The organism is Paraburkholderia sp. SOS3 (assembly GCF_001922345.1).
GTDB lineage: Bacteria > Pseudomonadota > Gammaproteobacteria > Burkholderiales > Burkholderiaceae > Paraburkholderia.
This window is the reverse complement of record NZ_CP018812.1, coordinates 1,947,223-1,971,389: the sequence shown is the minus strand read 5'-3', so window position 1 is coordinate 1,971,389 and position 24,167 is coordinate 1,947,223. Positions and strand designations below refer to the sequence as shown.

Genomic DNA, 24,167 nt, shown 5'->3' with positions numbered 1-24,167 from the left:
TTCGTTTCGTCTGGCTGGTCCCGCGCGCTGGCCGGATCTCAATAGAATCCGTCCGCACCGCCGCTGTAGATGATCGGCGAGGTCGGCACCTTGACCTTCTCGCCGAGACAGTCGGCGCGGTACTTCAGCCTCAGGCGCGCTTCTGCCTGCTGAATTTCCGACGGATAGTAGCTGTCGTCTCCGGCCGATGCCTGGTAGCCCACCGATTCGAGTTCGCCGAGTTCCTGCATCAGCTGGGCGTGCGTGACCGGCTTGCTCAGCGGCGTGAACGGGTAGTCGTTGCATTCTTGCGGCGTCAGCTTGGCGCTGGCCGACGCGGCGCCGCTTGCCAGTACGATGCAAAGCGCCATCGTGGTCTTGATCCAGAAAGGTTTCATGTCATCCGCTCCTTGTGCGACGTTGTGACGATACAAGGATGGTCCGCGCGTCATATCGAACGGCCATGAAACAGATGAAGTTTTTGTCAGGCATCGACGCCCGCCGGCATGCCCCGATACCGCTGCCTAGCCGAGCATGTAACCGGAGCCGCGCACGGTCTGGATCATCGCGCGTGCTCCGGGCGGATCGATTTTCTTGCGCAAACGGCCCATGTGCACGTCGATCAGATTGGTGCCCGGATCGAAGTGATAACCCCATATCGCCTCGAACAGCATCGTCCGCGTGATCGTGCGGCCGGCGTGACGCATCATGTATTCGAGCACGCGATACTCGGTTGGCAACAGCGGGATATCCGCGCCGTCGCGGCGCGCTTTGCGCGAAATCAGGTCGAGTTCGATCGGTCCGACCGACAACAGCGCCTGCGCTTGCGCCGCGGGCGCGTGGTGTCTGCGCACGAGCGCTTCGAGCCGCGCGGCCAGTTCCTCCGCGTCGAACGGCTTCGTCAGATAGTCGTCGCCGCCTGCGCGCAGACCCTGCACGCGCTCATCGACATCGCCGAGCGCGCTTAGCATCAGTACCGGCGTCGCGACGCCGATGCCGCGCATCGTCGTGACAATCGTCAGACCGTCCATGCCGGGCAGCATCCGGTCGAGCGTGATGACGTCGTAATCGTCGCTGAGCGCGCGCGCCACGCCTTCCTTGCCGTTGTCGATCCAGTGCACGGCGAAGCCTCTGCGGCCAAGTTCGTCCACGATCGAGCGCGCGGCGATCTCGTCGTCTTCGATCGTAAGCACTCGCAACATAGCGGTTCAAGCCACTCGTGCGCCGTCGCAGCGCACCGTGAACCGATCGGGTTCGTTCATCGCCGTCGCCTGTTTCATTACTGCGAGCTCATTACCGCGAGCTCAATACTGAAAGCTTAGGCGGTATCGCCGTTCGACCTTTGTAGGCCGTTGAAAGGTTTTTCGCGTTCGCACGGCGGTTTGCGCGCGCCGCGCAGCGTGCGAATGCGCGAAGCAGCGATTACACGGGCTCACGTGCCGAACCGGCAAAAAGACTGCGGGCGCTTATCCGTTGCGGATCACCTGCCGCATTTCCTCGGTCGACGGTATCGCCGAAAAGGTGCCGGGCCGCCCGACCGTAATCGCGGCGGCGCGCTGCGCACATTCGATCGCGCGCAGAAACGGCAATGCCTCGTTGCGTGACGTGCGCAGCGCGGCCAGCACGCCGCAGAACACGTCGCCCGCGCCCGACGTATCGACGGGCACGACCGATACGGCGGGCATGCGAACCCGCTCGTCGCCGCGCGCGATCAGCGCGCCGCGCGCGCCCAGCGTGACGATCACCCATTGCGGCCCTTGCACGAGCAGGCGTGTCGCACCCAGTTCCGGGTCGTCGACGCCCGCGATCGCACAGATCTCGCCCTCGTTGGCAATCACACCGTCGCATGAGGCAAGCGCCGAGGCATCGGGCCAGCACCACGGCGCCGCGTTCACGATGACGGCCGCCCCCGCCGCCCGGGCGTAATCGATCACCGCACGGCTGCTTTCGAGCGACAGATTGCCCTGCATCAGCAGCGTATCGGCCGCCGTGATATCGGCGATCTGCGCGACGAGCCCGGCCGCGTCCAGCGCGCGCGTGCAGCCTGCCGTCGTGATGATCGAGTTTTCGCCGTTGCGCGCGACCGTGAGCACCGAAAGATCCGTCGGCAGCGCATGCCGCGCGAGCCTTAGTGCATGCATGCCCTCTTCGTCGAGGCGCGCCGCGATATCCGCGCCCTCGCCATCGTCGCCGATGCTCGCGTGAAACACGACCGCGGCGCCTGCGCGGTGCGCGGCCACGGCCTGATTCAATCCCTTGCCGCCGGGTGCGCGCTGCATGCTGTCCGCGAGAATCGATTCGCCCGCGTGAGCCGCACGCTCGACTGTCAAGGTCAGATCGGACACCGCGTTGCCGACCACGAAGAGCCGGTTCGCCATGCTCATGCGCGCGCCTTCACAGCTTCTTTCATGAATGTCGCGACGCGGTCGGGATCGACCGGGTTCCACCAGACCCCGTCCTGCTTCAGGAAGCTCGCCACGATCACCGCGTCGGCCACGGTGAACAGCTCGCCGACATTCGACGGATTGACGCCCGACCCGATCACGACCGGTAACGACGTGCCTTGCGCAATCGCGCGCAACTCGTCCATCGTCGCGGAATCGCCGGTGCGCTGGCCGGTGACGATCGCCGCATCGGCGTCGAAGAATTCGACGTCGCGTGCGAGTTCCGCGAGCGACCGGTCGGCCGTGATCGCATGCGCCCCATGTTTGACATGGACGTCGGCGAACACCTGAATGTCCGCTGCGCGCAAGCGCGCCCGATAGCGCGTGGCGAGCGCCGCAGGGCCTTCGATAAAGCCTTCGTTCGCCACATACGCATTGGCCCACTGATTGACGCGCACGAAGGTCGCGCCGGCCGCTTTCGCGACGGCGAGCGCCTGCACCGCGCCATTCGCGAGCACGTTGATGCCGACCGGCAGCCCGACTGCACGGCGCACCGCATCGGCCACGACGGCCATCGACGCGGCTGTTTCGGGGCCCAGATCTTCGGGCTTCGAAAACGGAATGTCGCCATGGTTTTCGACCACGAGACCGTCAAGTCCGAACTGCGCGTACACCTTCGCTTCGCTCACCGCGAAATCGACGATCTCGCCGATCGGTTGCCCCTCGTAGCGCGGCGCGCCCGGCAGCGGCAAGCAATGAATCATGCCGAGTACGGCCTTGCGCTTGCCGAACAATGTTTCGATGGCGTTGGGCTTGGTCCTGAAGACCGGTTTGCTTTGCGTATTCATCGCTTCTCCCCTGTAGCGTCGGGCGCATCAGGCTTCATAAGCCGCGCTGTGGAAATCGATCTCGAGCGCGAGCACTTTGCGAAAGATCGCGCTGCTGCGCTCGAAGTCGAACCGTTGTGCGGACCATCCATCGACCTGTGCTTTAAGCCATTGCACCTGGGCGAGGAAGGTCGGCTCCGCATGCAGCGCGACCCAGTCGCGCACATACGGATTGCTGATGGATGCGCGGCTCGCACGCGTGCACCAGGTGCCGTACATCCATTCGGCCGCGAGCATCGAAACGATGACCTCCTCGTAAGTCCCGTTTCGCGCGATATCGAGCATGCCCGAATCGAATGCGCTGACGGCGCGCGGCAACGGGACGTCGTCGTACGAACGCGGCAGGTCCAGCGCAGCGAGCGTGCGCTCGAAATACGGCACTTGCTCGGTCGATAGCGCATGGAGCACGCCGATCAGCCAGTGCTTGTGCGCGATCGTATCGGCCTTCACGAGCGCGTAGCCGAAGATTGCCATTGCCGTTTCGACGAAGCGCCCCTCATACGACAGGTAGCGCGCGAAGGCGTCGGCGGGCAGCCGGTCGCGCTCGATATCGACGACAAAGCGATGTTCCTGCATCGCCTGCCATTCATCCGTCGCGGATGCGAGCAGGCGCTCCGAATGACTGTTCTGCGAGTGATGTGTAGCCATCTGTGCGAATGCCTTATTTCTTTGCTGACTTGTATTGACCGAAAACACGCGTGTTGAGCCAGATCGCGCCGAGAATGATCAAACCCGTGATGATCTGCGTGAAAAACGGCGAGATATGCATGAGGATCAGTCCGTTGCCGATAACGGCAATCGTCAGCGAGCCGAGAATCGTACCGATGATCGTCGCGCGTCCGCCCATCAACGACGTGCCGCCGAGCACCACGGCCGCGATCACATCGAGCTCGAAGCCAACCGCCGCATTGGACGAGCCCGAACCGAGGCGCGAGGCCAGAATCAGGCCCGCGACCGCGGACGCGAGCCCGGTCAGCAGAAACACCGAAGCCTTGATCCGCAGCGTCGGCATGCCGGCGCGCCGCGCCGCTTCGGCATTCGAGCCGACCGCGATGACGCGCCTGCCGTAGCGCCCGCGATTCAGATAGACATAGCCGGCCACCGATACCGCGACGGCAATCAGCGCCGGCACGGGAATACCGAACAGCGTGCCTGTGCCGATCAGGTCGAAGCCCGTGCCGGGATCGATCGCGACCGAAAAGCCCTTGGTCGAATACAGCGCGATGCCGCGCAACGTCGTCATGGCCGCGAGCGTGACGATGAACGATGGAATGGCCTGGCTCGCCGAAATCCAGCCCTGCAGCCAGCCGATCGCACCGCCGAGCGCAAGCGTTGCGAGCACCGCAACGGGCCACGGCACGCCATGCTGGATCAGGATCGCCACCAGCGCGTTGGTGAGCGCGGCCATCGAGCCGACCGACAGATCGATGCCGCCTGTCGTGATGACGAAGGTCATCGCGATGCCGACCACGAGAATCGGCGCAAGCTGCCGCAAGATGTTCAGCGCGTTGCTCGCGGAAAAGAAGTTCGCGCTGCCGAGCGAAAAAAACACACAGCAGCCTACGAAGAATGCGGCGATCGACAGCACCTGGGCATGGGCCGCGAAGTAGTCGCGCGAGCGCGAGCCGAGTTCGCGCTCGGTATACGATGTGGTGCTCATCCGTGCCTCCCTCCGACAATCAGCTGAACGAGGTCCTCGAGCGTGGTCTCTTCGAGCCGGCGCTCGGCGATCTTCGTCCCTTCGTACATCACCGCGATGCGGTCGCAAACGCGAAACAGGTCCTGCAGCCGGTGTGTAATCAGCACCACGGCCACGCCCTGCGCCTTGACACGGTTGATCAGTTCGAGCACCGCTTCCACTTCGGCCACGGCAAGCGCCGAGGTCGGCTCGTCCATGATCAGCACACGCGGCGAAAACGATGCCGCGCGCGCGATGGCGATCGACTGGCGCTGCCCGCCGGACAACTGTTCGACCGTGTTGTTCAGATTCGGAATGCGGATCTTGAGCCGTTCGAGCAGCGTGCGCGCTTCGGCCAGCATGCGTCTGCGCTGCAGCATGCCGCCCTTGCAGATCTCGCGGCCGAGAAACAGGTTGCCGGCCACGTCGACCGTGTCGCACAGGCTCAGATCCTGATAGACCATTTCGATGTGACGGGCGCGCGCGTCGGCCGGACCGGCGAGCCGCACCTCCTCGCCTTCCATATAGATCGCGCCGTCGTCGGGCAGATAGGTGCCCGCCATGACCTTGGTCAGCGTCGATTTGCCGGCCGCGTTATCGCCGATCAGACCGAGGCATTCGCCCGGGTACAGGTCGAGATCGACGCCGCGCAGCGCTGGAAACGAACCGAAGTTCTTGCGGATGCCCTTCAGCGCGAGCACGGGCACACGCGCTGACGCGGCGTGCGCGGCAGCGAACGGCTGCGCAGGAGTGAGCGGGTTCATGGTCGGGTTTGCCGCAGGGATGGTCACTTTATTTGCCCTCGCGTGTTCGCTACTTGGCCGCGAACTGGCTGCGATACGCGCCCACGTTCGCCTTGGTCACGATCGTGAGCGGCGTGGCCACCACGGCCTGCACCGGCTTGCCCTTGTGCGCGTCGTTCAGTGCGTCGATCGAGGCACGGCCCATCGCGGCCGGATCCTGCTGCACGACGCCGAGCACCACGCCGCGTTCGATGCCGCGAATCACCTCGGGCGCGAGATCCCAGCCGATCACCTTGACCTTGTCCGCGCGCCCCTGTGCCTGCACCGCCGCGATCGCACCGAGCATCGCCGGCTCGCCGGTCGCATAGATCGCGTCGAGGTCGGGGTTGGCGGTCAGCAGGTTTTCGGCGGCCGATAGTGCGACGTCCTGAGTATTCTGCCCGTCGACGACGCCCGCGATCTTCACGTTGCCGTTGACGGCAAGCGCGTCGACGAAGCCTTTCTGGCGCGTGTTCTGGATCACCGAGCTCAATGCGCCGACGATGCCGACCTGCGCCTTGCCATGCAGATTCTTCTGTACGTAGTCGAGAAAATGCGTGGCCATCTGCTTCGCGCCGACCGTGTTGTCGACGCCGACCTGCGCCTTCTGCGGTCCGGGCGGCAGCACTGCATCGACGCCGACCACCGGAATGCCCGCCGTGCTCGCATTGCGCAGTGCGCCGCGCACCGCGTTCACGTCGATCGCATCGATTGCGATGCCGTCGACCTTCTGCTGCACATAGTCGTCAATCGCGTTTACCTGCGCGGACGACGCGTCGTTCGCGTTGAAGACGACGAGCTTCGCGCCGAGCTTTTTCGCTTCTTCCTCGGCGCCGCTGCGCATCTGGTTGAAGAACACGGCCTGCTGATTGATCAGGATCAGCGCGTAGGTCGGAGGCTCGGCGGCCTGTGCGCGTGCAACGAGGCCGAACGGCACAGCGCAACACAGCATCGCAATACGTAATGCCTTGTTCATGGAACTCCTCCAGAAGGTTGGACAAGCAGTCAGACAGACGACGAAGACGACGAGGATCAAGAAGACGGCGGTCGCGCCACCGATGCGCGTTTCACGAGCTCCACCGGCAAACGCGTTTCAGGTTGCTCGGCATCGCCTTGCGAGGCGGCCAGCACGAGATCCACGGCGAGGGTGCCCATTTCGGCGATCGGTTGACGGATGGCCGTCAACGGCGGATTGAACAGATGCAGCGGGCCGGCATCGTCGAACACGATCAGCGACAGGCGCTCGGGCACCGCCACGCCGGCGCGATTGAGCGCATCGAGCAGCCCGAATGCGATCTCGCCGCTCGATACGAATACCGCCGTCGGCGGCCGGCCGACGCTCAGCAGTGCGCGCGCGGCGTCTTCGCCATGCACGGCCGAGTACGGCCCATAGAGCTCGAACGCGATCTCGGCGCCGCCGGCCGCGGCGGCATCGCGCAGTCCGGCAAAGCGCTCGCGCGTGCTCGCGAGCTCCGACGGTCCGCCGATGAAGGCGATACGCCGATGCCCGTAGCCCGTCAGATGCTCGCCGGCAAGCCACCCGCCGCGATAGTTGTCGCACAGCACTTTCGCGCACTGCACGCCCGGTATGTCTTCGTCGATGAGCACGAGTCCGCGCGTGTCGTTCAGCGCCTGCGCGAGTTCGCTCGTGTGGTGATGCGCGCTGACGAACAGCAGGCCGCTGACCTGATTGCGCCGCATCCGCGTCACGTATTGCAGTTCCCGGTTCGCGCTGTTCGACGTGGCGCTCAGCAGCACGCCGAGCCCCTTCGCCTCGGCGGCCTGTTCGACCGCGGACGCGAGCATCGCGAAGAACGGATTCGCGATGTCGGGAATCACGAGCCCGACGGTGTCGGAGCGGCCGCGCCCGAGACTGCGCGCATGCAGGTTCGGCACATAGCCGAGTTGCCGGATCGCCGCATCGATGCGCCGCGCCGTGTCGGCCGGCAACACGAGGTCGGCGTTCAGATAGCGCGAGACGGTCGTCATCGAGACGCCTGCCGTGCGGGCGACATCTTTGAGACCTGGTACGAAACGGCGTTGCGTCACACGTGCCTCGTTAGAATTCGGAAATCCGGGGTTGCGGCCGGCCTGCCCGCCTGCTTGTAAAGCGCTTTACTTCGTTTGATGCGATTGAACGTAGCCATATCTCGCGTGTCAAGCACTTCAAAATAACCGGCGTGCTAGTGTTTTCCCGAACCCGCGAACCGGCCGGGCGCCGAAAACCCCATGAAACGAGCGATGAAATGCTGATCGACACGAGAACTGGGGCCGCCGCAATTTTTTGTCCGGTTGACATCGACGCCGACATCGACATACCTTGCCGTGTAAAGCGCTTTACTTGCCCTACCTAACGCGCGCTGCGAGGCTATCGATGACCCACTCCCAACCCGTGTCGCGACCGACTGCCGCTTTGCCGATCGGCGTCGACAGCGGCTATGTGATGACCGTCTGCGGTCCTGTGCCCGTCGACGAGATGGGCGTCACGCTGATGCACGAACACATCCTGCTCGACGCATCGAACAAATGGGTGCCGCCGTCCTGTTGCGCGGGGCGTCATATCGGCGAACAGAAGGTGCACATCGGCATCCTTGGTGCGCTGCGCATGAACCCGCTCATGAATCGCGACAATTGCCGGCTTGTCGACGTGGACCTCGCCGTCGACGAACTGATGAAGTTTCGCGAGCGCGGCGGCGCGACCGTCGTCGATCCGACCAACATCGGCATCGGCCGCGATCCGCTCGCGCTACAGGAGGTTTCGCGCCGCACGGGGCTGCACGTCGTGATGTCGACGGGCTTTTATCTCGAGTCTTCCCACCCGGCCTATGTGCGTGAACGGAGCATCGAGGAACTGGCCGCGCAGTTGATGTTCGAGGTCGGCGCGCTCGAGCAAAGGCCTGACGTCATCGCCGGGCTGATCGGAGAAATCGGAGTGTCGGCAGCGTTCACCGCGGAGGAAACGAAATCGCTGCGCGCGGCCGCGCGCGCGAGCGCCGCCACCGGCGTGCCGCTGTCGATTCATCTGCCGGGCTGGGTGCGCCATGGTCACCGCGTGCTCGATATTGTCGAAGAAGAAGGGGCGGACCTGCACCATACCGTGCTGTGCCACATGAATCCGAGTCACGCCGATCCGGGCTACCAGCATGCGCTTGCACGGCGCGGCGCATGGCTCGAATACGACATGATCGGCATGGACTACTACTACGCCGACGAGGACGCGCAGTCGCCGTCGGACGAAGAGAATGCGCGCGCGATCCGGTCGCTGATCGATGCCGGCTACATCGACCGGCTGCTGATGTCGCAGGACGTGTTTCTGAAGATGATGCTGACGCACTACGGCGGATTTGGCTATGGCTACATCCTCGAGCACTTCGTACCGAGGCTCAGGCGCCAAGGCGTGACGGACGAGCAGATCGATACGATGCTCGTTACGAACCCGGCGCGCGTGTTTTCCCGCCGCGCATGCGCCGGTGAAGGCGGCGCTCATTCACGGATTGGAAAGGATATCGAATGAAAAAGAAGATCTTGCTGGCCGGCGAATCGTGGACCTCGACGGCCACGCATGCGAAAGGATTCGATCAGTTTGCGTCGATCACCCATCACAGCGGCGCGGAGCAGTTTCTCGCACTATTCGAACACGGCGACTATGCCGTGACGCATATGCCGAGTCACGACGCGCAGACGCAGTTCCCGTCGACGCTCGCGGCACTTCGCGAATGGCATGCGGTAATCCTGTCCGACATCGGCGCGAACACGCTGCTGCTGCATCCGGACACGTGGATCAAAAGCCAGCGCACCCCCAACCGGTTGAAGCTGCTGCGCGACTACGTGGCCGCGGGCGGCGGGCTGATGATGATCGGCGGGTATCTGAGTTTCCAGGGCATCAATGGCAGCGCGCGCTTTCGGCACACGCCGGTCGAGGACGTTTTGCCCGTGCGTTGCCTGCCCTATGACGACCGCGTCGAGGTGCCGGAAGGCTTCACGCCCGAACCCGTGACCGATCATCCGGTGCTTGAGGGCATCGCTGGCGCATGGCCGCATCTGCTCGGCTACAACGAAGTGGAGCTCAAATCCGACGCGACGCTGATCGCGCGGGTGCCGGACACGGGACATCCGCTACTGGCCGCCGGCGAATTCGGCGCCGGCCGCACGCTGGCCTGGACGAGCGATATGTCCGTGCATTGGCTGCCTCCCGAGTTCTCGTCCTGGAATGGCTATGCGCGGCTGTGGCGCAACTGCTTCGACTGGTTGACGCATGGCGAGGGCGAGCCACGCTGATTGCACTGGCTGCATGTGCGCGAGCCGGCGAATATACCCGGCTTCTATCCGCCAGTCTCGATCGTGTCGGCCAGCACCGCCCATCGTTCATGGTCTTGCCATTCGCCATTGATGCGCAAATAGCGTGGTGAGAAGCCTTCCTTCTGAAATCCGAGTCGGCGCACCAACGCGATCGACGCGTGGTTAGCCGGCTGGATGTTTGCTTCGAGCCGATGTAATCCCAACTCGCCAAAAGCATGGTTGACCGCGCTTCCCACTGCTTCGGTCATCAACCCTCTGCGGCCGAATCGGGCCATGCCGTAGTACCCCAGATAAGCGCTCTGAAAAGCCCCTGCCACGATTTCATTGATATTGACGACGCCGACAATCTCGCCAGTGGTCCGCAGCCGGGCGACGAGACCGATGTTGGGTCCAGTCAGGCAACGCGCGAACCAGGCATCGAAGCCTGCTTGATCCGTGAATGAGGTAACCCATGGAAGGTGATAGCGCTGATTGTCGCAGTTGGCCGAAATCAGATCGGCAGCGTCATTGCGAAGCACACGACTGAGTTGGATCGAACTCATAGTTTGCGAAAGCCCCGAAAGCCTGCTTAGGAATCGCCACGACTGCCGGCCGGCATCAAGCCCGACTCGCGGGCGATCCGGCAGATGGCGGAATCTGCAACGTCATCATCACATCGTCCACCATTCGCCCCATCAGCCGGAAACGATCGCGCCTGCGGCCCGATTCGGTGAAGCCAAACCGCTCGTACAAGGCGATGGCCGCCGTGTTCTCGCCGAATACGAACAGATCGATCCATTCGATGCCGTGCACCAACGCAAAATCGATCGCGAGACGCATCAACATGGTTCCGGTTCCCCGGCGTCGAAAGGCCGGCTCGCAGCCGATACCGAGCGTCATTCGATGGCTTTCGGAAGGAATGTTCGACCCTGAGAGATCGAGATGGCAGACGATTCGCCCCGCCGGATCCTGTACGGACCATGCGCGCATCCAACCGGGCTGTCTGACCGGCACGACGAGGCTGCTCTCGAACCGGCTTTGTCGTTCGGGCGATGAAGCGCTCGGCGCCTGCTCGAATGGCGAGAATAACGGTTGTCCATTGCGTCCGGACTCCGCGAACAGGCGGTCGATATGGTCGGTCCAGAGCCTGAAGTCTTCGGGTGTGACGGCAACGATATCCGGCATGGCAAAGTGCTTCCGTTTTTAACAGCCTTGGACTTTGAAATGCGGGCCGGCATTCTCCGGCGCTTCGACCGGGCCATAGAACGCGTTTGCCTGCTGCTTCACCACGGCCCAATACTTATCGCCATATGACCCGTGCCACCCTTCGAATGGGTGATTGACGAAGCCTGCATATTCCAGAGCGGTGAACATCACCGAGCGGTATGTGCGAGCGTGCAAGCGCGAAATTTATAACAGACGTCAATAAAATCGGCTAGCAAGCGAATAAACGAGGTGCCCCGATACCGGCCGCATCACGCGGCCAGCATCCGCATCGCGGGCTGCGTTGCCGCATCGAGCCGGAACGCGTTCACGGCCGTATCGAGCTCGGCGCCCTGATCCTCGAGCGAGCGCGCGGCGGCCGCTGCCTCTTCGACCAGCGCGGCATTACGCTGCGTAACCTCGTCCATCTGCATGATCGCGCGGTTGACCTGCTCGATGCCCCTGCTCTGCTCCTCCGACGCGAGCGCGATTTCGCCGATCACGTCGGCCACCTTGCCCACCGCGGCCGTGACTTGCGAGATCGCTTCGCCGGCTTCATTGGCAAGCGACGACCCCGCGTGAATCTTCTGCACCGAAAGCGCAATCAGATCCTTGATCTCCTTCGCCGCGCTCGACGCACGCTGCGCGAGGCTGCGCACTTCACCGGCGACGACAGCGAAGCCACGCCCCTGTTCGCCGGCGCGCGCGGCTTCGACCGCAGCGTTCAGCGCGAGAATGTTGGTCTGGAACGCGATGCCCTCGATGATGCCGGTAATCTGCGCGATGCGGTCCGAACTCTCGTCGATTTCGCTCATCGTGCCGACGACCTGGGCTACCACTTCATGCCCTTTGTGCGCCAGTTGCGCCGCGCCGCCGGTCAGCGTGCTGGCCTGTTTCGAGCTGGCGGCGTTGTGCTGTACCGCCGTGGTCAACTGCTCCATGCTCGAGGCCGTTTCTTCGAGCGACGCAGCCTGCTCTTCCGTGCGCGACGACAGATCGGCATTGCCCGCCGCGATCTGCGCAGCCGCCGTGCGTACCGAATGGCTCGAACCTTGGACCGTGTGCAGCACGGTCTTGACGCGCTCGATCAGCTGATTGAACGCTTCGGCGGTCTGGCCGATTTCATCGCGACGTTCGACCGGCGCGCGCAGCGACAGATCGAGCGAATGACTGACCGTAGCGAGCGTCCGCCGCAACCCGGAGAGCCCGTTGCGGACACGGTTGAACAACCGCCACGCCAGTACGCCCGTGAATGCGAATACGGCCAGTGCGGTGAGCGCGAGCGTCCAGACCGATGCGGTGGCGGCACGCTCGCCTTTGGCGCCGAGCGCGATCGCCTGTGCAATGTTGTAGTCGGTCTGGTTCTTCAGGCCTTTGACCACAGCTGCGGTGGCGGGCGTCAGCGGCGCAAGCGCGGCGTCGAGCTGGCTATCGTCGAGCGCGTGCGAAGTCTGTTCGATGAATTTCGCCTGAACCGAACGATATTCGGCGAGATTCGCGGCATCCGCTTTGAGGAACGCCTCGTCCTTGTCGTCGATGACGTGATCGTGCGCGTAGCGCGCGAGGATTTCGTCGAGGCGCCGATGCGCGTCGCTAATGCGCTGATCCCTTTGCAGACGCAACTGCGGATTCGAAGTCATCGCACGCGACAGCGTGGCTGCACGGATTTCCGACATCTGCGCGGTCGCTTCGGCGAGGTCGACGAGAGCCGGTACCGTGTTGGCTTCGACATACGCGTAACGCGCCTCGGAGCGGGTCAATTGCCACAAGCCATAGCCGGTAATGAACAGAAGTGCCAATAGCGCGACTGCCAGTGTCAGCGCCATATTCTTGATGATCGTCACGCCTTTCCCCGCGAATTTCTCGAATGCAATGTTCTGGTTTTGTAAGCGCGATCGAATCTGCCGCTCTGCTTCAGACAGGCCGATCCGCAGACGGCAAACTATCCGCGCCGCATGCGCGCCTGAAAATCAGGCGGTCCTGATTCGGCTGTAGGGCGTTCCTGATACGCGTATCGACCGATGACCACGCTGCAAGGCATGGCCAGCCCATCGCGCCGACGCTCGAACCGCAACGAGCGGCGCAGCCGCGCCTAGTCGACGAGCCGATGCGACACCGCGTAGCGCACGAGTTGCGCGTTGTTGCCGCAGTTCAGCTTCTGCATGAGGCGCGCTTTGTGCGTGCTGACGGTCTTGTTGCTGATCGCGAATTCCGCCGCGATTTCATTGACGCCGAGCCCGCGCACCAGCAGGCGGAAGATGGCGAATTCGCGCGCCGACAGCCGTTCGTGCGGCGCGCGTTGCAACGCTTGCGCTGCATCGAACACCATGTGCTCGGCCAGTTGCGGATCGATAAAGCGGCCGCCGGCCGCGACCTTGCGGATCGCGGCGAGCAGCGTGTGCGGCTGGTTGTCCTTCGTCAGATAGCCCGCCGCGCCCGCCTTGAGCGTGTAACGCACGAAATGGAGTTCGCTGTGCATGCTGAGCACGAGAATCGGCGGCGCCGCTTCGTGCGCCCTGATGTGCTCGATCAGATCGACGCCGCTGATGCCGGGCATCGACAGATCGAGCAGCAGCAGGTCGGCCGGCGTGCGGCGCAGCGCGGCGAGCACGTCGCCGCTGTTGGCGGCTTCCCCGACCACTTCGAAATCCCTCTCCAGCGCGAACAGCTGCTTGATTCCTTCACGCATGATGGCGTGGTCGTCCGCGATCAGAATGCGGATCATGAGGCCTCTGACAATACCGTGGCAGGAACGCGAATGCGCAACGTCGTGCCCGCGCCCGGCGACGTAAGCAGATCGAAAGTGCCGGCGAACATCAAGACCCGCTCCCGGATGCCCACCAGCCCGAACGAGGTCGGCTTCTTTTGGGTCGCATTGAAGCCGATGCCGTCGTCGCGGATTTCGAGCAGCAGGCCTGCGGCTTCGCGCTTGAGGAGCAGGCATGCACGCGTGGCGCGCGCGTGCCGCATGATATTGCGCAACGCTTCCTGCGCGATACGGAACAACGCGGTCGTTTCGCTTTCGCGCAGCGCGACGGTCGACAGATCGGTATTGAATGTGCATGGAATTCCCGTTTCGCCGGTGAATTCCTGCACGAGCCATTCGAGCGCGGGCAGTATGCCCAGATCGAGCGCGACCGGACGCAGGCTCGTCACCGCGTTGCGCACCACTTTGATCGCGCTGTCGACGTGGCCGACGATCAGATTGGCCCGCTTTGTCAGCGCCGGCATGTCGGCGCCGAATTCGAGGCTCAGTACACTCAATTGCATCCGCACCGCAAGCAGCGACTGCGCGAGGCCGTCATGCAGTTCGCGTGCGAGATGCTTGCGTTCTTCCTCGCGCGCCGCTTCGCTGCGGCCCGCGAGTTGCCGGATCAGGTGCCGCGATTCCTCGACGCGCATTTCGGCCTGTTTTGCTTCGGTCACGTCGCGGCTGATCGCGATCGCACTGACGATCTCGCCATCGGCGTCGCGTTCGGCCGCAATGCGCACCGAGTTGTAGGTGCGTGAGCCGCCCGCCGCCGTCCAGATGCCCGACACTTCGTCCGGCTCGCCCGAGCTCAGCACGCGGCGAACGATCGCTTCGTAATCTTCGACAGCGATGTCGCACATCCAGGTTTCCCTTAGCGGAGCATTCAGCACCCGGCGGGCGGACAGATGGAGCTTGCGCTCGAAGGCAGGGTTCACGTAGATGCGTTCGCAATACCGGTTATATCGAACCACGCTGTCGGGCAGATTTTCGGCGAGCGTGCGGAATGCTTTTTCGCTTTTGCGCAGCAGGTCTTCGGTCTGCTTGCGCGCGCTCACGTCGACGGTCGTGCCGATGTACTCGACGATGCGCCCGTCCTCGTAAGACAGCGGGCGCCCGGTGCCGAACATGTGACGGATCGTTCCGTCCGGAAGCACGATCCGGTATTCGCATTCGAACGCGCTGTTCGCTTCGACCGCCCGTCGCACGATGTCGCGCACCATCTCGCGGTCGGACGGGTGAATGCGCCGCCGGATCATGTCGAAGTCGGGTGGCGCGGCGGCGGGCGTGTAGCCCAGAATCCGGTAGTGCTCCTCGGACCACACGAGCGTAGCGGACCGGATATTCCAGCGCCAGCTGCCGGTCCGGCTGATCTTCTGGCCTTCGGCGAGAAACGCGCTGCTCAGCCGCAACTGCTCGGCAACGCGCAGATATTCGGCGTTCTCCCTTTGCAGTGCTGCGTTCGCCTCGGTCAGCATCGAGACTGTGCGCGCGAGCCGCCGGTGTGCTTCGCGCAGCGAGCGCGCGGTGCGGTGCTGCAGCGCGCCGAGGCAGCCTATAAAAGTCGCCGTGAACGAAAACATCATCATGCGCGGCAAATCGGTCGGATCGACGTGCAGCGAGTGCAGCGGCTGCACGAAGCCGTAGTCGAATGCGACGAGCGACACCACCACGGCCCATGCGCCCGGACCGATGCCGCCCAGCCACGCACTGAGGACGATCGCGCACAACGACATCGTCGCGGCAGCGGACACGAAGTGCCGCGACAGCCAGAACGCGCACGCGAAGGAGACGGCCACGAAGCAGGTCGCCGCGACGTATCGCGTGGCCACGGTTCTGAACGGCCAGACTGCTTCGTTGTCCATTTCACCTTTCCGTACGAGAAGACGAGCGTGTCGACGCAATGGAAGACAGGCCCGATCGGAACAGAACGGGACGGTGGCTTATGCCGGGAATATCGGATGTCCCGTTCGCGCTTCAGGCGATCCGACGACTCGCGCCCCAACTGAGGGGCGCGGGACACAGGCGTGGTTCGCAGCGCGACCGCGATGATAGCCGAAACGTCACGCACGGGTGGTCGCGGCCAGCGTGACCCGGCTCCACCGTTCGGTGCGCACGCGTCGGTCTCGCGCGCGCCCCGCCGCGCATGTCATTCCGGAAGCGCCACCAATCGGAAGAAGTTACGCGTCTCGGTGTCAGGCTCTCCGAACCATCTTCCGTACAAGCCAGGAAATTCGGGCGATCTGAACAGACGGCTAAGGGTTTCGTCTGCGTGCAGGCGCAGGTCGTCGGCCGAGCGTGCCATTGCGATTGCGACCGGCAACGTCGTGAAGCGACGGTCGAGTATGGTCAGATCGCGCGCCGCCGGACTTCTGCTGACGACAGCGATCAGCAGCGAGCGCTCCGCGAAGAACACGTTCGCCTCGCGGTCGATCACCTTCTGCACGCCCGCCTGGATCGAGGGCACCGTAACGACGGTCGATGCGATCTCGAGTTCTCCGAGTTTGCCGGCGAGCCAGCGCTGGGCCGGGGAATCCGCGACGACCGAAATGGTCTGCCGCGACAGCAGTTGCGCGGGCGACGCGCGCCAGGTCGGATGCGACGGGCCCGAGCCGCTCAGGATCTCGCGAAGACCGGCAGGCGCATCGCGGCGCATCAACGCGCTGATACCGCCGGAGTAGACCGGGATCGAAAACGACATGCTCTTCCGGTTCGCCAGTGTGTCGGCGGCACCGCACAGCAGATCGACCTCGTTGTCGCGCACGGCCCGCGCCTCGTCGCCTGGCGTAAGCTCGACCCACCGCACCTTGACTGGAGCGGTTCCCGATCCGCTCCCGATCTGTTCGGCAATCTTCCGGCACAGCGTGGCCGTATAGCCGGCGACCTGCCCCGCATCGTCCATGTAGGCAAACGGACGCGCGTCGCGAACATAACCGATGCGGATGCTGCCCGCTTGCCTGATGCGCTGCAGCGTGCCACCCGACGCGCCGTCCTGCGCATGCGCCGGTTGCGGCACGAACGCGGACAGCACGAGAAGCGCGATCGCCAACGCAGCGGCCGCGGGTCCGGCGATCGCGCCCGCTCTCGAACCCGACACGTTCAGGCGCGAAGCGACGAAGCCGTAGACCGCATAGCCGATCGCCATGACCAGCATGCCGCCGAGCACCGCATCCTTGCCCGAGGCGTAGATCGCGTAGATGGAATACGCCAGCGCCACGACGGTCACCGCCGCATTGAGCCGGTACTTCGCCTCTCCCACACCGGCGTTGCGCATCATGACGAACAGCGCCGACAGCGAAATGATGTAAGGCAGTACGTTGGTCACGACGGCGAGATTGACGAGTGCCTGGAACTGTTCGGTGAGGCTCGGGGAAATCGTCGACAACGCCATCAGCGATTGCACGATGCCCATGATCACCATGCCCGCGATTGGCGCGCCCAGCGCGTTTGCCTTGCCGAAGATCGCGGGGAACATGCGCGTGTCGGCCGCGTCTTTGGCCGTCTGCGCCAGCGTGAACTGCCATCCGAGCAGCGAACCGACGCACGCCATCGCGGCCAGCGCCATGACGATGGAGCCCACCGCCGGGCTGAACATGTGCGCGAACGCGAGACCGAACGGCCCGGTCGATCTGGCGAGATCGGCATTCGGTACGATGCCCTGAATCACGGCCGTCGACAGGATATAGATCACGGCCGCGCCGAGCGTGCCGAACATGCACGCGAGCGGAACATCGCGTTTCGGATTGGCGACAGCCGACGAATTCTGTGCCGCCGACTCCATGCCGAGGAACGCCCACAACGTGAGCGAGATGCTCGAACTCATGCCATCGAAGATCCGCAGTCCATTCGGATTCCACGCAGCCGCGAAGGTGTCGCCGCGAAACCAGAACCAGCCGGCCACCGAGATGAATCCGACCGGCAGGATCACGCCCCATACGGTCACGGAGCCGATGCGTCCCGTTATCTTCGGTCCTCCGAAATTGGCTACTGTGGTCAACCACAGCAATCCGATCACGCCGGCACACGTGAGCGCGGGCGAGGACGTCAATATCGGGAAAAACGCGGCCAGATAGCCGAGTGCCGAGCTTGCGACGGCCACGTTCGCAATCGCGATCGACAGGAAATACAGCAGAAAAACCTGGAAATAGCCGTCACGTCCGTACGCATCCTCCGCATAGGCGGCCATGCCGCCCCTGCGCTGATTGAAGAGCCCCGCCTCCGCAAAGCCATATGCGATCGCGAGCGATCCGATTGCGGTGACGAGCCAGGACAGCAGCGAGATCGCCCCCACTTTAGCCATGTTGGCGGGCAGCATGATGATGCCCGATCCCATCATGTTGACGGTGACGATGAACGTCAGCTGTACGACGTTCATTTTCTTGGGTTGATCAGCCATGGTAGATCTCCCTGATCGGAGCACGCGGCCTCAAGCCGGCTTGCCTTCGCCGGGCAACGTTCCCGGCCCCGCGTCCGCTGCGATCGCGGACTGCGCGTCGACGTCGCGCGCGAACGTTTCGATTTCGTCGTCGACGGACGCTCGTCGCGCGAATTCTCCGGCCTGCTGCTCGAGCCCCTCAGCGCGCAGAATGTCGCGCGCGTAGGCATGCGCCGAGACGAGGCGCAGAGCGATGCCGGCGTCGGCCAGGCCGGCGCGCAGCGTCGCGAGCATGCGCGCGCCCGCGATATCCACGGTCGGACAACTGGACAGGTCGCAGATCACGAGCTTCACCGGACTCGCGCTCGAACGGATGCTTTTCCAGACCGTCGCGCGCACATGTTCGGCATTGAAGTAAAGCAGCGCCGCTTCGGCACGGAAGATCAGCACGCCGGGAATCGCTTCGTTTTCCGGATGGCGGTCGAGGTCCGAGTACTGGCGCGTGCCCGGAATGCGTCCGAGGATCGCGACATGCGGACGCGCGGCGCGTCTGATCAGCAGCAGCATCGACACCAGCACCGCGAATATCACGCCTTTGAGGATGCCGAGCATCAATACCGCCGCAAACGCGACGATCGATACGAGGAATTCGTAGCGGCTCACGCGCCAGACGTGGCGCAGCTCGCGAATATCGACGAGCCCCTTGACGGCTACGAGCACGATCGCCGCGAGCACGACGCTCGGCAGATTGGCGAGCAGGTTCGAAAGAAAGATCAGACAGAGGCCCATCGCAATGGAAGCGAACACGAGCGCAAGCGGCGTCTTCGCGCCTGCCTTGTCGTTGACCGAGGACTGCGACAGGCCGCCCGCCACCGGGTAGCCCTGAAACAGGCCCGCACCCAGATTGGCGGCGCCGAGCGCGAGCAGTTCCTGGCGCGGGTCCACTTCGTAGCCGTTCTTTTGCGCAATGGCGCGGGCGGCCGACACGCTCTCCACGTACGACAGCAGCAGACACGCGAACGCAAGCGGAACGATGCCGTCGACGTCGCGCACGCGCAGCGCCGGAAAATGAAAATCGGGCAGACCGGGCGGCAAAGCGCCGACCACCTTGAACCCCAATCCGGCAAGCGGCGTCACGGAAAGAAGCACGATGGACAGCGCCACGACGAACAAGGCTACGGGGCGGCCCGGCAGATATTTTTCACCGAGTATCAGCAGCACCAACGCACCGAGACCGAATGCAAGCACGATCAGATGCGTATCGGGAAGCTGGCCGGCCAGAATCGCAATGCGTTCGAAGAACGGCTCGCCGCCGCCCTTGACGCCGAACAGCTTCGGCAACTGGGTCAGTGCGATGGTGAACGCCGCGCCGGCCTTGAAGCCCAGCAGTATCGTCTCGCTGATGAAGTTGACGAGCGAGCTTAGCCGCAAGATCCAGGCGAGCCCACACATGAGCGCAACGAGGATCGCGGTCATTGCGGCAATCGACGCGAAGCGCACGGGGTCCGCGCCAGCCATATCCACGACCGTGGCGCCGACCAGCATCGAAATCGCCGAAGTCGGCCCGATCGCCAGTTGACGCGACGAGCCGAACAGCGCATAACAGAGCCCGCCCGCCAGATAGCAGTAAATGCCGTACTGCGGCGGCAAGCCCGCAAGCGTTGCATAAGCGAGCGACACAGGCACGCCATAAGCGGCGAGCGTCAGGCCCGCCACGATATCGGACGTTAGCCATTGCAGTCTGTAATGCGGCAGCCATTGCATCGGCGCGACGATCGCGCGCCAGTTTTTTGCAGGCGCCGTATCGGCAGCGTCAACCACGGAAACCTGTTCTTGAGCCATCGTCCCCTCCCGCGCAACATGGTCCCGGCACTGCCGCAACGGCTATGCGTCCGTCGTCGCCTCGATCCGGCCGCGGCGGATCGCCTGAATGAACTCGCGGTAGTCGCGCCGGTTTTGCGTGCTGTATTCGGCTGCAAACTCGGTAATCGCGTCGTCGAATGTCTGGCCGGAGCCCATGTAGCCGGCGATCGTCGCCGCATCGCCCGAACGCGCGTGAGCCCGCGCGAGCGCATGCGCGCACATGCGCGCGTATTGCCGCAGCAGGCCTGTATCGAGCGATTCGATGACGACCGACATTTTCATATCGCGAAGCTGGCGCACATAGAAGTCACGTCCGTTCTTCGCGCGGCTCCAGCCGAGAAACACATCGCTGGCCGATTGCATGATGCGCTGGCCGGCAATCACGCGCTGACCGTGATTCGGGTGGACGCTCGCGCCTGCATACGGCTCGAGCACCGACGCCCTCGCCTCCTTGACCTGCAGAAACAGCGGATCATTGTCCGATGCCATGAAGAGCCCCACCGCGCACATCGTTCCGACACTGCCCACGCCGACCACCTTGATCGCGAGATCGGCGAAATGGAATCTATCGAACAGCACGCGCACATGTTCGGCGAGGCTCTGACGGTAAAGAGCGATCGCTTCGGCGTAGCCGGAGTCGAGACCGGGCGCGAGCTCCGCGCTGGGGTGGAAGATCAGCGGCGGCTCGTCCTTGATGTGCGGTTCCCCGCCTTCTTCCGTGACGAGCCGCGGATACAGATAGTCGGGCACGGTCTTGCGGCGCTCGATTTCGATGCGCTCGGCGAAGCGCTTGCGCGCGGCCTCGACGAGCGCCGGATCGCCCGACCGGTCCTCGTACTTCTGCATGTCGATGCGGTCGTACCAGACATCGAGCGCGCGCATCGAGGCGTAGTCATGCATGCGTTCGCGGTATTGCCGCACGAGATCCGCGACGATGCGAACCATATCGCCGTACGAAAACTCCAGATGCTGCGCGGCAATCGCCGCGCTCGCGGCGAGCCGCTTCAGGTCCCATTCGAACGGCGCAGGCAGCGTCTCGTCGAGATCGTTGATGTCGAAAATCACGTTGCGCTCGGGCGTCGCAAAGCCGCCGAAGTTCATCAGGTGAGCGTCGCCGCACGCCTGCACGCGGATTCCGCTCGTCGGCGTCGTCGCGAGGTCGGCCGCCATGATCGCAGCCGCGCCGCGGTAGAACGCGAACGGACTCGCTGCCATCCGCCCGAAGCGAATCGGGACCAGTTGCGGCAAACGGCCCTCGTTGGAGTCGTCGAGCAGCTCGACGATATCGCGGCGTTCCGCCGGTGCAGTCCATCCGGCCTGCGATGAACGAGGCACGAGGTCGCGAATGATGCGGCCTTGCGCCGCCCTTTCGTCAGGCGTGCGATACGGCGCAGTCTTCTCGCGTGCATGGCCCGCGTGTTTGCGTGAAACGGCTTTATCCATGACGCCCTCCGGTCACTTCGCTTCGACTTGTCGAGCAGCGCTATGACTCGCCACGGCATCGACGCTCTCGCCAGGCAAGGTCGCGGCAGGCTGGTCCCTCACCCACCGCCAGAACAGTTGATAACCGACCGCCAGCATCACGGGACCGATGAACAGGCCGATCACGCCGCCCGACACCATGCCCCCAAGCGCGCCGATCAGCACGACCGGCATCGGAACGGCGACGCCGCGCCCGAGCAGCAACGGCTTGAGCACGTTGTCGGCCAGCCCGGCGACGAACACATAAACGGCGAACACGATCGTCGCCACGCTGATGCCTTCGGTGACCATCACGAAAGCGATCACGGGGATGGTGATCAACGTAGCGGGCAATTGCATGATGCCGATCAGCAATACCGCGAGCGCGAGCAGTCCCGCACCGGGAATCCCCATTGCCACGAAGCCGATACCGATCAGCAGCATCTGGATGAAGGCGATGCCGACCACGCCTTGCGCGACGGCGCGAATCGTAGCAGTACACAGATCGGCGATGGTCTCGCCGTTTCCCGGGCCCGAAATGCGCGACGCGATCTGCACGGCGTTGACGTGGCACTGTTCGCCATGGGCCATGAACAGACCCGCAACCACGAGCGCGACGAAGAAGATCACGAGCCCGGCTCCGAGCCCCGTCACCGTGCCGAGCACGACAAGACCGGCTTCCTTCAGTTGCGGCGCGAATTTGTGCGCGAGCCCCATGAGATCGGTCGAACCCTGTTGCCAGAACGCGTACACGCGCTCGCCCACCAGCGGCCATTGCGCCACCGACTCGTCGGGCGGCGGAATCTGTATGCCGCCGCTCCTGAACGCGGCCATGACATGCTGGATCGAATCGGCGACGGCAACGCCGAGCATGAAGGTCGGCACGAGAATCACGCAGAATGCGACGGCGATGATCAGCGTGGCGATGAGCCCTTCCCGATCTGGCAGACGCTTGCGCAAGCGCACCTGCAGCGGATAAAGCGTGATGGCGAGAATCAGCGCCCACGCCATCAGGTTCAGAAATGGGACGAAGATTCGAAAACAGAAGATCGCGAGCACGGCAATCAGGCCGGCGCGTATCAGTACATCGAGCATTTGCCGGGAGAGCGCCTGCTGCGTTCGCGGTGTGGTGAGCATCGAATCCTCCATGACGGATTGCCGGCCTCAGGCGCCTTCGGCGGCTGCCCGGTCGGCGCCGGACGTATCCTGATCGAGCTCCGGCGCGTTGTTTCCCAGCGATGCGGTGGACTTCGCGTACCAGCCGGTCGCCGGAAGCGCCGTCAGGCCGTGCGCAAGAATGCTGAGCAGGACGGTCGCCATGACAGCAAGCTTGATGACCGGTTCTCCGGGCAGACCCGTATTCCCTTCCAGATAGACAAGCCCGAGAACAATCGAGGCAAGCCCCCTCGGCCCGAACCACCCCATGAAAAGAACCGTCGGGCGGCTCAGGTGCGTACCGCGCAACGCCACCGCCACCGGCAGCATGCGCACCAGTGTCAGACTCAGCACGGCATACAGCAGGATCGCGAAACTGAACTGAGCCCAGACTTGCGTGACAAGCAGACCGAACAGGAAGAAAACGAAATAGTCGAACAGTTGGCCCCAATCCTCCGCGAACTCGACGCTATGCTTTCCGACTTCGCTAAAGCCGATCTGCGTCGTGAGGCCCGCGACGAATGCCGCGATGAACATGCTTGCCCCCGTGGCTTCCGAAGCCACCACGCAAGCAAGCGGAAGCGCCACGACGCCGAGCTGGGCGACGGGCTCGGCCATCCACTCCTTGCGACGGGCAAGCCCCAGCAGATAGCCGCCTGCGAGGCCGATGGCGAGCCCCACCAGCGTTCCGTAACCAAGCTGTTCGATCAGGAAGCGCGTCAGCACGGAGCCGCCATTGCCTGTTTCGCGCGCCTCGGCCAGCGCAATGAAGAACATCAGAAAAGGCACGGCGAGACCGTCGTTCAGACCGGCTTCGACATTCAAGGCCTGACGAATCCGCCGCGGCACGCGCGAACTATTGACGATAACCTGCCCAAGGCCGGCGTCGGTCGGCGCGAGTATCGCGGCAAGGATGCCGGCCTCCCAGAAGGTCATGGTCCTGAACACGCCCATCGCACAGAGCAGGCCGAGCACGATGGTGAGCAGCATGCCCGTGCTCAGCAGACGCACCGGCAAATTCGTTTCGCCCTTCAGCATCGACGGGCGCACGCGCGAAGCATCGGTGAAGAGCGTCATCACGAGCCCGAGTTCGGCGAGCAGCAGCAGACCTTTGCGGTCTAGCGCGAGCTCGCTCAACGCTTCATGCGAGAAAGACATGAGCACGCCGGCCGCTGTGAACAGAAGAGGTGCGGTGAGAACTGTCCGCTCGAGCCGCTTCGAGACCAGGCTATACAAAAAGACGGACAGGATGAATGCAGCGATGATGATCATCGGTCATCTCCCGGGGCTGCAGGGACATGCGTACATCACATCGCTAATCGGGCGCAAACCGATTGATTCATGTCAAGCCGGTACATCTTGGGCAGCTCGGG

General features: G+C 63.8%; 21 protein-coding genes. 2 read left to right on the top strand and 19 right to left on the bottom strand.

The window, feature by feature from the left end; all coding sequences use genetic code 11:
- Positions 1–38: 38 nt before the first annotated feature.
- From BTO02_RS28920 to BTO02_RS28880, 9 genes are all read right to left on the bottom strand, one after another.
- Complete coding sequence (locus BTO02_RS28920) at positions 39–377, bottom strand: DUF4148 domain-containing protein (RefSeq protein ID WP_075160495.1); 339 nt, start codon at positions 375–377, stop codon at positions 39–41.
- Positions 378–503: 126 nt separating this feature from the next.
- A complete protein-coding gene (locus tag BTO02_RS28915; protein ID WP_075160494.1) occupies positions 504–1,181 on the bottom strand; it encodes a response regulator transcription factor in 678 nt (225 codons plus the stop codon).
- Between the two features lie 264 nt (positions 1,182–1,445).
- Positions 1,446–2,363, bottom strand: coding sequence for a ribokinase (locus BTO02_RS28910; RefSeq protein WP_075160493.1), 918 nt, complete (start codon positions 2,361–2,363; stop codon positions 1,446–1,448).
- Entirely contained in the window at positions 2,360–3,211 is an 852-nt protein-coding gene (locus tag BTO02_RS28905) for a BtpA/SgcQ family protein (RefSeq protein WP_075160492.1), read from the bottom strand. Before BTO02_RS28905 ends, BTO02_RS28910 begins: the two co-directional genes overlap by 4 nt.
- Before the next feature lie 27 nt (positions 3,212–3,238).
- Positions 3,239–3,898: a TenA family protein gene (locus BTO02_RS28900; RefSeq protein WP_075160491.1), complete on the bottom strand. Its 660-nt coding sequence runs from the start codon at positions 3,896–3,898 to the stop codon at positions 3,239–3,241.
- Positions 3,899–3,911: 13 nt separating this feature from the next.
- Positions 3,912–4,910 carry an ABC transporter permease gene (locus BTO02_RS28895; RefSeq protein ID WP_075160490.1) on the bottom strand — a complete coding sequence of 333 codons (999 nt, stop codon included), beginning with the start codon at positions 4,908–4,910 and terminating at the stop codon, positions 3,912–3,914.
- Complete coding sequence (locus tag BTO02_RS28890) at positions 4,907–5,692, bottom strand: ATP-binding cassette domain-containing protein (protein ID WP_075160489.1); 786 nt, start codon at positions 5,690–5,692, stop codon at positions 4,907–4,909. The genes BTO02_RS28895 and BTO02_RS28890 overlap by 4 nt, the downstream gene beginning before the upstream one ends.
- Positions 5,693–5,741: 49 nt before the next feature.
- Positions 5,742–6,686 carry an ABC transporter substrate-binding protein gene (locus BTO02_RS28885; RefSeq protein WP_075160488.1) on the bottom strand — a complete coding sequence of 315 codons (945 nt, stop codon included), beginning with the start codon at positions 6,684–6,686 and terminating at the stop codon, positions 5,742–5,744.
- A gap of 56 nt (positions 6,687–6,742) precedes the next feature.
- The gene (locus tag BTO02_RS28880; protein WP_232243573.1) at positions 6,743–7,699 is read right to left on the bottom strand and encodes a LacI family DNA-binding transcriptional regulator; all 957 of its coding nucleotides are present in this window, start codon (positions 7,697–7,699) and stop codon (positions 6,743–6,745) included.
- 385 nt (positions 7,700–8,084) lie between these two features.
- On the opposite strand from BTO02_RS28880, the gene BTO02_RS28875 reads away from it, so the two are divergent.
- Complete coding sequence (locus BTO02_RS28875) at positions 8,085–9,224, top strand: phosphotriesterase family protein (protein WP_075160486.1); 1,140 nt, start codon at positions 8,085–8,087, stop codon at positions 9,222–9,224.
- Positions 9,221–9,988 carry a glutamine amidotransferase gene (locus BTO02_RS28870; protein ID WP_075160485.1) on the top strand — a complete coding sequence of 256 codons (768 nt, stop codon included), beginning with the start codon at positions 9,221–9,223 and terminating at the stop codon, positions 9,986–9,988. Before BTO02_RS28875 ends, BTO02_RS28870 begins: the two co-directional genes overlap by 4 nt.
- Positions 9,989–10,032: 44 nt before the next feature.
- Here BTO02_RS28870 and BTO02_RS28865 read toward each other — a convergent pair whose 3' ends face one another.
- The 10 genes from BTO02_RS28865 to BTO02_RS28820 all read right to left on the bottom strand — a co-directional run bounded on the left by BTO02_RS28865 (position 10,033) and on the right by BTO02_RS28820 (position 24,066).
- Entirely contained in the window at positions 10,033–10,551 is a 519-nt protein-coding gene (locus tag BTO02_RS28865; RefSeq protein WP_075160484.1) for a GNAT family N-acetyltransferase, read from the bottom strand.
- Positions 10,552–10,606: 55 nt separating this feature from the next.
- A complete protein-coding gene (locus BTO02_RS28860) occupies positions 10,607–11,173 on the bottom strand; it encodes a GNAT family N-acetyltransferase (RefSeq protein ID WP_075160483.1) in 567 nt (188 codons plus the stop codon).
- Between the two features lie 290 nt (positions 11,174–11,463).
- Complete coding sequence (locus BTO02_RS28855) at positions 11,464–13,035, bottom strand: methyl-accepting chemotaxis protein (protein ID WP_075160482.1); 1,572 nt, start codon at positions 13,033–13,035, stop codon at positions 11,464–11,466.
- A 248-nt stretch (positions 13,036–13,283) separates the two neighbouring features.
- Positions 13,284–13,916 (bottom strand): response regulator, encoded by a 633-nt coding sequence (locus BTO02_RS28850; RefSeq protein WP_075160481.1) that lies wholly within the window; start codon positions 13,914–13,916, stop codon positions 13,284–13,286.
- Positions 13,913–15,805, bottom strand: coding sequence for a PAS domain-containing protein (locus BTO02_RS28845; RefSeq protein WP_075160480.1), 1,893 nt, complete (start codon positions 15,803–15,805; stop codon positions 13,913–13,915). Before BTO02_RS28845 ends, BTO02_RS28850 begins: the two co-directional genes overlap by 4 nt.
- A gap of 284 nt (positions 15,806–16,089) precedes the next feature.
- Positions 16,090–18,336 carry a putrescine-ornithine antiporter gene (gene potE, locus BTO02_RS28840; protein ID WP_075160479.1) on the bottom strand — a complete coding sequence of 749 codons (2,247 nt, stop codon included), beginning with the start codon at positions 18,334–18,336 and terminating at the stop codon, positions 16,090–16,092.
- 30 nt (positions 18,337–18,366) lie between these two features.
- Complete coding sequence (locus tag BTO02_RS28835; RefSeq protein WP_075160478.1) at positions 18,367–20,157, bottom strand: SulP family inorganic anion transporter; 1,791 nt, start codon at positions 20,155–20,157, stop codon at positions 18,367–18,369.
- 42 nt (positions 20,158–20,199) lie between these two features.
- Entirely contained in the window at positions 20,200–21,621 is a 1,422-nt protein-coding gene (locus tag BTO02_RS28830) for a DUF2252 domain-containing protein (RefSeq protein ID WP_075160477.1), read from the bottom strand.
- Positions 21,622–21,633: 12 nt separating this feature from the next.
- Entirely contained in the window at positions 21,634–22,776 is a 1,143-nt protein-coding gene (locus BTO02_RS28825; protein WP_075161484.1) for an AI-2E family transporter, read from the bottom strand.
- Between the two features lie 27 nt (positions 22,777–22,803).
- Positions 22,804–24,066, bottom strand: coding sequence for a cation:proton antiporter (locus tag BTO02_RS28820; RefSeq protein ID WP_075160476.1), 1,263 nt, complete (start codon positions 24,064–24,066; stop codon positions 22,804–22,806).
- Between the last annotated feature and the right edge of the window lie 101 nt (positions 24,067–24,167).

Bases quoted from the DNA above. Each gene is read 5' to 3' on its own strand.
- BTO02_RS28920 (WP_075160495.1), bottom strand. From the start codon at position 377: ATGAAACCTTTCTGGATCAAGACCACGATGGCGCTTTGCATCGTACTG.
- BTO02_RS28915 (WP_075160494.1), bottom strand. From the start codon at position 1,181: ATGTTGCGAGTGCTTACGATCGAAGACGACGAGATCGCCGCGCGCTCG.
- BTO02_RS28910 (WP_075160493.1), bottom strand. From the start codon at position 2,363: ATGAGCATGGCGAACCGGCTCTTCGTGGTCGGCAACGCGGTGTCCGAT.
- BTO02_RS28905 (WP_075160492.1), bottom strand. From the start codon at position 3,211: ATGAATACGCAAAGCAAACCGGTCTTCAGGACCAAGCCCAACGCCATC.
- BTO02_RS28900 (WP_075160491.1), bottom strand. From the start codon at position 3,898: ATGGCTACACATCACTCGCAGAACAGTCATTCGGAGCGCCTGCTCGCA.
- BTO02_RS28895 (WP_075160490.1), bottom strand. From the start codon at position 4,910: ATGAGCACCACATCGTATACCGAGCGCGAACTCGGCTCGCGCTCGCGC.
- BTO02_RS28890 (WP_075160489.1), bottom strand. From the start codon at position 5,692: ATGAACCCGCTCACTCCTGCGCAGCCGTTCGCTGCCGCGCACGCCGCG.
- BTO02_RS28885 (WP_075160488.1), bottom strand. From the start codon at position 6,686: ATGAACAAGGCATTACGTATTGCGATGCTGTGTTGCGCTGTGCCGTTC.
- BTO02_RS28880 (WP_232243573.1), bottom strand. From the start codon at position 7,699: ATGACGACCGTCTCGCGCTATCTGAACGCCGACCTCGTGTTGCCGGCC.
- BTO02_RS28875 (WP_075160486.1), top strand. From the start codon at position 8,085: ATGACCCACTCCCAACCCGTGTCGCGACCGACTGCCGCTTTGCCGATC.
- BTO02_RS28870 (WP_075160485.1), top strand. From the start codon at position 9,221: ATGAAAAAGAAGATCTTGCTGGCCGGCGAATCGTGGACCTCGACGGCC.
- BTO02_RS28865 (WP_075160484.1), bottom strand. From the start codon at position 10,551: ATGAGTTCGATCCAACTCAGTCGTGTGCTTCGCAATGACGCTGCCGAT.
- BTO02_RS28860 (WP_075160483.1), bottom strand. From the start codon at position 11,173: ATGCCGGATATCGTTGCCGTCACACCCGAAGACTTCAGGCTCTGGACC.
- BTO02_RS28850 (WP_075160481.1), bottom strand. From the start codon at position 13,916: ATGATCCGCATTCTGATCGCGGACGACCACGCCATCATGCGTGAAGGA.
- BTO02_RS28845 (WP_075160480.1), bottom strand. From the start codon at position 15,805: ATGGACAACGAAGCAGTCTGGCCGTTCAGAACCGTGGCCACGCGATAC.
- potE (WP_075160479.1), bottom strand. From the start codon at position 18,336: ATGGCTGATCAACCCAAGAAAATGAACGTCGTACAGCTGACGTTCATC.
- BTO02_RS28835 (WP_075160478.1), bottom strand. From the start codon at position 20,157: ATGGCTCAAGAACAGGTTTCCGTGGTTGACGCTGCCGATACGGCGCCT.
- BTO02_RS28830 (WP_075160477.1), bottom strand. From the start codon at position 21,621: ATGGATAAAGCCGTTTCACGCAAACACGCGGGCCATGCACGCGAGAAG.
- BTO02_RS28825 (WP_075161484.1), bottom strand. From the start codon at position 22,776: ATGCTCACCACACCGCGAACGCAGCAGGCGCTCTCCCGGCAAATGCTC.
- BTO02_RS28820 (WP_075160476.1), bottom strand. From the start codon at position 24,066: ATGATCATCATCGCTGCATTCATCCTGTCCGTCTTTTTGTATAGCCTG.